This is a genomic window from Methanocalculus sp., from assembly GCF_029762515.1.
Taxonomy (GTDB): domain Archaea; phylum Halobacteriota; class Methanomicrobia; order Methanomicrobiales; family Methanocorpusculaceae; genus Methanocalculus.
This window is the reverse complement of the sequence record NZ_JARVGN010000060.1, coordinates 1-7,819: the sequence shown is the minus strand read 5'-3', so window position 1 is coordinate 7,819 and position 7,819 is coordinate 1. Positions and strand designations below refer to the sequence as shown.

The window sequence follows — 7,819 nt, the reverse complement described above, 5'->3', positions numbered from 1 at the left end:
ATACCAAAGTTGCTGATGATCCCAAAGCTGGATGTGATCAGTGCAGAGAAGCCAAAGACCGTTGTCAGGCCGGATATGGTGATCGCGGTTCCGATCTTCTGGACACTCTCGCGGATCGCCTCCATCTTCAGTAAACCCCTCTCCCGCTCCTCATAGTACCGCTCTGCGATCAGGATCGTATACTCCGAGGCAATACCGATCGTCATCGATCCGAGTGTTGCGGTCATCGGTGAATAGTCGATCCCAAGCTCGTACATGATCAGGCTGTTCCACCCGACGATCAGGATGATTGGGACAAGGGGCGTTGCCGCCTTCAGGCTCTTCCTGTAGACGAGGAAGAGGAAGGCAAAGATCATCACAAATCCGAGGATGGTCATCGTGGTCTTCGTCTCCCGGATCTGGGTGATCAGATCGGTAAACATCTCTCCCATCCCGGTGAGCGAGGCGGTGATCCCGGGCGGCGGCTGGTGCCAGATGAGTTCTTTCTGAAGCCGCTCGACAAATGACATTCCAATGGTCGGATCCATATCGAGGGTCGATATTTCAATGAGCGCCATCGAATGGCCGCTTAAGTAGTGGTCACGAAGTTGTGGCGGTATTGTCTCGAGTACCATCGCCAGTTCTGCATCTGTCTCGGGTAATGTGCCGCCATTGTACTGGATCACCAGGTCTGCTATGCTTCTTGTACCGGTGATCAGCTCGTTATTCTCTTCCTGATACCGCTGGAAACTATGCATCCAGGTGATGCAGTCAAGTGCCGAGACGCGGTCTCCCCTGACAAAGATGGGGGTGGTTTCAGATGGGCCCATTGCACGGGTTACTTTATCAATCTGCACCTTCGCGGGCATATCGGGGGGAACAAAGGTGTTCTCATCGGTATTGACGATGATCTGGTCGTCCACCGAGAACCCTCCCAGAGCAAGGAGTACGCATATTCCAAGGATGATCAGCGGGAATCGGGATATGCCGCCAGCCATCTTTCCGATGCCAAGATTGTACCGGTCTCCAAGTGCCAGCCCTTTCTTTTCCGGGACTGGTTTTGGCTGGTACTTCAGCAGGGTGGCAAAGATCGGGACGATGAAGAGTGCAGCGAGATAACAGCAGACAACCCCGATCACGCAGACTTCTCCAAAACTCCGGATCATCGGAAGCGGGGATGTCCACATCGCAATGAATCCCATTGAGGTGGCGAGCATTGCGTAGAGGATCGAGGGTCCGGATTTCGTCATGGTTATCCTGATGGCCTCGGGTAGCGATGAATTCCTGACCTCTTCGTCAAGCCTGGAATGGAACTGGATTGCATAATCGATCCCGATCCCGATTAAGACCGGGAATGCAGCGATCGTCACCATGTTGATCTTGATGCCGGTCAGCCCCATGAACCCGAAGGTGAAGATGAGGCCGCTTGCCACGATTGCAACAGAGAGGAGGCGGTACCGGACGGCACTAAAGAGGAGGCCGACTGCGAGTACCATCAGGAGCATCGCAATACCGATGAGGCTCCCCATCGAGGTCCCCATCTCATCCATCATCTGTTTGGAAAAGGCAGGATTTCCGGTGAGCGAGACAACTGTTCCCGGTGGGGGTTCAGACAGCCGGATGACGGTGTCGAGGGAGTCGACGATCTCAAACTGGGTATCCTCGGAGAGGCCGGTGTCAAGCATCACCTGGATGATCGTCATCGAGGTTGCCGGAACCAGCCGGTCATAGAGTGCAGGATCAATCTGTTCCTGTGCAGCCTCTACCTCGGCGATCGAGGCGGGTATCTCCCCGCCATTGGCATTTGTGAGGTAATCTGTTATCCCGATAACTCCGGTTACATGCCGCTCCCGCACGAGATCTCTCTTGAGATCCGCCATATAATCGAGAATTATCGGATTTGTCACATCCTCGGTCTCGACGAGGATCATGATAGCGTCTGAAGAGAAGGTGCTCTGGTACTTATCGAGTAGAATATACCGGGGGGTATCCGGATCGATATAGGTCTCTGCACCCGTTTCCATCTGGGTCATGGTCATTCCATAGAGCCCGATGATCAGGAGCAGGACTATTGCTAATGCTATCTTTCCAGGGTGCCGGTTTACTGCATCTGAAAAAGTTTCGTAGATCTGCATGGTGGCAGTCGTCTCCTTAAAAAAAGGTGATTATTGCCGTTTCCGGTAGTACCAGTACCCTGCACCGATCACAACAATCAGGATGGCTCCAATCAGTACTGGTGGAATTGATCCCTCACGCGGAACAACTTCCACCTCAACCTTCATTGTCTTAGATATCTGGGTATTGTCAAGTGCGTCCCGGTACCTGATCTCTGAGTCAAGACCATAGATCTTCTCGGTTGCACCCGAGTCGACATTCAGGATGAATCGTGCGATCTTCGTCTCTCCGGGGGCAAGGTCCCCGAGGTATGCGGTATCGTCATTTGAAGTGAAGGGATCGACTGCCGATATCCGTGCGGTTGCCCGGTAAACCTGTGCATCACCGATATTTTTGTATTCGACATCGATGACGGTCTTCTGGCCGGGGCTGACAACAGCCGGGGGGGAGATGGCGGTAAATTCGATCTTGCCCCCCGTATTCACTCCGAATGTTCGTGGTTCTGATGTTTGCATCTGGCCGTTCCTGTCCTTATATTCTGCATAGACAGAGAGGGGATAGTCGCGAGGTTCGGCGTTTGTTGATACGGCAACCTTGAATGTCCGGGTAACGGTCGATCCTGCAGGGAAATCTCCGATAAACGCACTGCCATCAGTCGGGATGAGCGGGCTTGTTCCGCTCCGATCGATCTTGAGAGTTGCGGATCGGGCATCTTCGGACCCGGTATTCCGGACAGTCAGCGTGATATACCCTTCAGTGCCGACATTAATTGAATCAGTCTGTATATCGGTGACGAGGATCCTGACATCCGGTTTTACGACAACCTGGAGCTCTGCATGGACCACTTTTTTATTGTAATAGTACCTGATGAAGTCATCTCCATGCTGTTCAGCACTTGAGAGGTAGGTGTATTCGATGCTGACCGGTATGGTATAGGTTCCGGCTCTGGCATCCTCATCAAACTGTATGGTAAAGGATGCGGTGGTGCTTTCACCTCCGGTGATGTCCCCGATCATCTGTGGATCGGTCTTAATGGTGAGTGGCGCATCTCCTGGTGCAAGGCTTACGACTGCCATCTTTGCGGTATCTGGGCGATCATCCCGTGAGATGATCTCGCTCCGTACGATCTTGATGATGGTCAGTCCGGTATTTTCAACCCTGATGGTGGCAGTTGCCTCTTCGCCCGGATAAAATTCGTTTGTCCCGGTGATTGCGACCCTGAGATCGGGGGATCCGTAGAGATACTTCTCACCGGCTATTGCCGGTGTGATGATGGCTGCCAGTATCAGAGAGAGAATAAGAATCCCCCTGAGGCAGTTTCTATGAATGTGATGGTTCTGGTTCATTGATTGCACCAATATCTATTATCTTTGAATAGTACTGGTTGCGTCTTATTGTATTTAAACACTCTCTTCATATGTCACAATTGTGGAGGTAATATTTCATTATTGTCTTTTCAAGTGATACCTATTGTAAATATATTTAAATATTAAGTGCTAATAGAGATACTCAATGGAACCTCTCCGGGATGAATATATCGAAATCCGCGAACTTCTCAGGAAACATCCGAATGGTATGAGCGTTACCGAGATAGCGCAGGCACTTGGGAAAAATAAGCACTCGACCGGACGGTATCTCGATGGCATGTATGCGGCAGGGCTTGTCGAGATGAGGATGTTTGGGAAAGCCAAGATCTATTCGCCAGCATATCGCGTACCTCTCGCATCACTCATATCAAAAATGAATGAACGGATCATGATTCTGGATTCTGATCTCCGTCTTCTCGTGATCAACGATGCCTGCCTTGAACTCATGGGGAAACAAAGCGGCGATCTGGTAGGCCAGGATCTCAGGTATGTGGAGGTTGCCGATCCCGGTGTGTTCGATCTTCTGTCAGTACTTGAGGGGAAAATTGGCGATTCCGAGCAGGTGCTTGAATATCCCCTTCATCTGGATGGAGGGGAGGTTATTCATCTCCATATTCATATCATCCCATCGGTTGATGAGGCGCATCAGGCGGTGTATGTCATTGTCATGGTGGATATTACAGAAGAAGTCCGTATGATCGATGAGCTCAGGGAGCGGGAACAACAATATCGTGAGCTTGTGGAGATGGCCGATGCAATCATCCTCAAACTTGATAAAAATGGCAATATACTCTTCTTTAATGAGTTTGCCGAGACATTCTTCGGATATCGGAAAGAAGAGGTGCTTGGCAGAAATGTGATCGGGACGATCGTTCCCCCCGAGGAGCTCTCCGGCCGTGATCTGAAAGAGATGATCGGTAAGGTCTGCACTGATACCGATTCATACAGGCGGAATGAAAACGCCAATATCACGAAAGATGGCCGCCTCGTCTGGGTTCGATGGTCGAACCGGGCGATCAGAAGTGATGAGGGTGAAGTAATCGGTGTTCTGTCGGTCGGCAATGACATCTCCGATCGAAAAGAGATGGAGCTTGCCCTCCTCTCGCAAAAGGACCGGCTTGAACGAAGTTTCCAGGAGATCGAGTGCATCCAGCGGTTTTCAGGGACAATCAACTCCGAGATGTCACTCCCTGCACTTCTCCATGAACTTGTCAGGGTGGTTGGGAAATGCTGGTCGAAACGGGGTCCCACCGGGGTTCGGATTACCCACGGGGATGATCTCTATGAGAGCGGAATTCCAGAAGGACTTCCCTTTGTCTTCTCAAAGCCAATCCATGCAAACGGAGAAGAGGTCGGATCATTTGAGGTTGGTTTTGGCGGGAGGGACGAGGAGCCCGGGTATTATGAGGGCAAAGAGCAGCTCTTCTCCATGTTCGCCGAAAAGATCGGGTTTGCTATCGAATGGATGGAGGCGGGATTGAAGGTTCTGAAAGAGAGGGATCTCTCTGATACGATCCTTGCCACCGTGGATGCTGCCATATTTGTTCTCGATCCAAAAGGCCGGATCCTCCGGTTCAACCGGAGATCGGAAGAGCTGATCGGGTACCGTGAAGAGGAAGTTCTCGGGAAGTATATCTGGGAGATGTTCACCTCTCCGGATATGATCAAGGGTGTCCGTGCCCATATCCAAACACTGGTTGATACAAGGCGTGTTTCACGTATACGGGGCAAATTGACACGCAGGGATCAGACTCCCATAATAATTGACTGGTCGAATTCGGTTATCTGCGATGATGATGGAGCAGTTACCCATATCATCAGCACCGGGCTTGATGTCACGCGCCAGGTAGAGAGTGAGGAGGAACTCAGGCGATGCAAGTCGGTGCTTGACCGGCTCCTTGCAGATGAGCAGGGTTCTTAATCCTCTTCTCTTATCAGGCAGGTTTTGTTTTACATAGATGTGAACGGTTATATTCTCCCCCTCCAATCTCTCCTGCATGAGATCAGGTTTCTTCATAGTCGCCATTCTCCTCGCAGCCGTTCTTGTCACCGCTGGCTGCTCCATGGTGACAGGCGGATTGTCGGGGACATCATGGACACTTGTTGCCTATGAGGGCAATGACGGTGAGATGGTGCGGGCAGATACGTATGCCACCCTCCATTTCTCAGAAGATGGCAAAGCCAGTGGAACTGCCGGATGCAACAGCTATTCTGCTGAGTATCGTGCCAGTGAAACAGAGATTGCCTTCAGATCGCCTGTCTCTACCCTGATGTACTGCCCTGATGAGGGTGTTATGGAACAGGAGGGTCGTTTTCTCTTCCTGCTTGAACAGGTTCGCTCGTACCAGATTGATGGCGATATCCTGATGATGTACGGGGCAGGTGGCCGGGAGATCCTGGTTGCCGGAAAGATGCGGTGATTCATCAGAAAAGAAACCTTTTTTCCCTTCTCCGATGAACTATCATCTGTTATGCAAAAGGGTTTTTATATTGTTGGACTTTGTCTTCTTCTTCTGATCTCTGTAACGGGCTGCCTTTCTGATTCTGAACCGGAAGTGGTGTCTGATGCATCCCCAAAAGAGATGGTGGCGTTTGTACAGACCGCATTTGAGTATGCTGACATGCATGGGAAAGAGGCTGCACTCCTCGCCTTCAATGATCCGGGTGGACCATTTGTGAAAGGAGATCTCTATATCTTTGCCTATGAAAAGGATGGCACCACACTTGCCCTTCCCTTTGAACCAGACCAGATAGGAACCAGCCGCTCTGATCTCCAGGATGCAGAGGGCCGCTATTTCATCAGGGAAATTATAGAAACCGGTCTTGCAGGTGGTGGTTTTGTCAGCTATCTCTACGCAAACCCAACACATGGCTTTGCCGTGGAACCCAAGATCAGCTATGTGATGAAAGGCGGTGATGGATGGGTGCTTGGATCAGGTCTCTATTCCGCAGATGATACGATGATGCCGGATCCGGAAGTGACAGCGTCCCTTGCCGATTTCGTTGACGATGCCGCACTCTATGCAGAGCGTGTCGGGAAAGAGGAGGCGCTTGCCACCTTCAATGATCTCAAAGGCCCCTATGTCCGGGGTGATCTCTACATCTATGCCCTTGATGTGGATGGAATTGCGCTTGCCCTCCCCTACCAGCCCGAGCTTCTCGGGACAAGCATGCTCGATCTCACCGATCACCATGGGTTGAATGTAACGCGTATCGAGATCGCCCTCTCCCGGCTTGGCGGCGGTTTCATCTATTACCATTATCCAAACCCCGGGAGAGGGATGCAGCTTGAACCAAAAGTGAGCTATGTCAGGATGGTGGATGATACCTACTGGATTGGAGCTGGCATCTACTATATGGGTGAAGGGACGTTTTCAGATGAGATCGTGATGCAGGCTCTCCTCTCCCGGTATCATGAAGAGACAGAAGCAAAGCTGAATTACCTCGATAACGAGGTGCTGCTTGCAGGAGCCCATGCAAGCGCTGTCGGGCTTGATGCCCCCTCCACCCATGAGGTGCTCGCGTATGTCGCCGGCACCTCGGAAGCGGTTTATGATGTTGTCTCGTTAGATTCCGAAGGCCGGATCATTGATGTCTATCCCGAAGCATATGCATCGGCTATCGGGGCGGATATCTCAGCCCAGCCACATATCCGTGTTATACTGGATGAGAAGAAGCCGGTACTCTCACATCTGCTCCATACCGTTGAGGGGCAGGATGGAGTCTCAATCGCCTATCCGGTTGTAACTGCTGATGGCAGAATTGCAGGTGGTATCTCCGCGATCATTCTTCCGTCAGTTCTTCTCGGCGGGGCAGCAGAGAAGGCGGAAATCGGATCGCCACACTCGGCACGGGCGATTCAGGTGGATGGCACAGTCCTCTATGCAGAAGATCCAAAGGAGATTGGGGCGATGATCTTCCCGGATCCGGGATATGAAATCTTCCCGGATGTGGGGCATTTCAGATCCCGTATACTGACCGAACCAAAAGGAGCAGCTATCATCGGTCTCTCCGGAGTGAAGAAACATGTCGTCTGGGATACCGTCTCCCTCCATGGAACCGATTGGAGACTGCTGGTTTTCAAGGAGTTTTAGGTTGAAAGAGAAGTAAGAGTGGGGATAAATAAGATCAGAGCAGTTTTGTTTCAGTGGTGGGGCGTGGGATCTTCACAACAAGCACCCTGAAGATCTCCCTGCTCTCATTCATCCATCGGTGTGGGATCATTGCCGGGCTTTCAACCAGCATATCCTTCAGAACCTCTTTCCTCTCCTCTCCGATCTCGACAACACCGGTTCCTTCAAGCACATAGAAGAAGACATCCACCGGAGTGGCATGCTTCTTCAGTGCCTCACCCGGTT

Annotated in this window: 6 protein-coding genes; 3 read left to right on the top strand and 3 right to left on the bottom strand. The window is 51.4% G+C overall.

What is annotated here, in order from left to right; genetic code table 11:
• The coding region (locus QCH34_RS03355; RefSeq protein ID WP_300330079.1) for an RND family transporter at positions 1–2,114 on the bottom strand (2,114 nt) is incomplete at its 3' end.
• Between the two features lie 30 nt (positions 2,115–2,144).
• Positions 2,145–3,440 (bottom strand): CARDB domain-containing protein, encoded by a 1,296-nt coding sequence (locus QCH34_RS03350; RefSeq protein ID WP_300330076.1) that lies wholly within the window; start codon positions 3,438–3,440, stop codon positions 2,145–2,147.
• 166 nt (positions 3,441–3,606) lie between these two features.
• Here QCH34_RS03350 and QCH34_RS03345 point away from each other — a divergent pair, with 166 nt between their 5' ends.
• The 3 genes from QCH34_RS03345 to QCH34_RS03335 all read left to right on the top strand — a co-directional run bounded on the left by QCH34_RS03345 (position 3,607) and on the right by QCH34_RS03335 (position 7,555).
• Positions 3,607–5,382 carry a PAS domain S-box protein gene (locus QCH34_RS03345; RefSeq protein ID WP_300330072.1) on the top strand — a complete coding sequence of 592 codons (1,776 nt, stop codon included), beginning with the start codon at positions 3,607–3,609 and terminating at the stop codon, positions 5,380–5,382.
• 76 nt (positions 5,383–5,458) lie between these two features.
• The gene (locus QCH34_RS03340) at positions 5,459–5,881 is read left to right on the top strand and encodes an META domain-containing protein (RefSeq protein WP_300330067.1); all 423 of its coding nucleotides are present in this window, start codon (positions 5,459–5,461) and stop codon (positions 5,879–5,881) included.
• Positions 5,882–5,932: 51 nt separating this feature from the next.
• Entirely contained in the window at positions 5,933–7,555 is a 1,623-nt protein-coding gene (locus tag QCH34_RS03335; RefSeq protein WP_300330064.1) for a cache domain-containing protein, read from the top strand.
• A 34-nt stretch (positions 7,556–7,589) separates the two neighbouring features.
• On the opposite strand, the gene QCH34_RS03330 is transcribed toward QCH34_RS03335, so the two are convergent.
• The coding region (locus QCH34_RS03330; protein WP_300330061.1) for a cupin domain-containing protein at positions 7,590–7,819 on the bottom strand (230 nt) is incomplete at its 5' end.

Coding starts and splice junctions, on each gene's coding strand:
- QCH34_RS03340 (WP_300330067.1), top strand. CDS start 5,459: ATGAGATCAGGTTTCTTCATAGTCGCCATTCTCCTCGCAGCCGTTCTT.
- QCH34_RS03345 (WP_300330072.1), top strand. CDS start 3,607: ATGGAACCTCTCCGGGATGAATATATCGAAATCCGCGAACTTCTCAGG.
- QCH34_RS03350 (WP_300330076.1), bottom strand. CDS start 3,440: ATGAACCAGAACCATCACATTCATAGAAACTGCCTCAGGGGGATTCTT.
- QCH34_RS03335 (WP_300330064.1), top strand. CDS start 5,933: ATGCAAAAGGGTTTTTATATTGTTGGACTTTGTCTTCTTCTTCTGATC.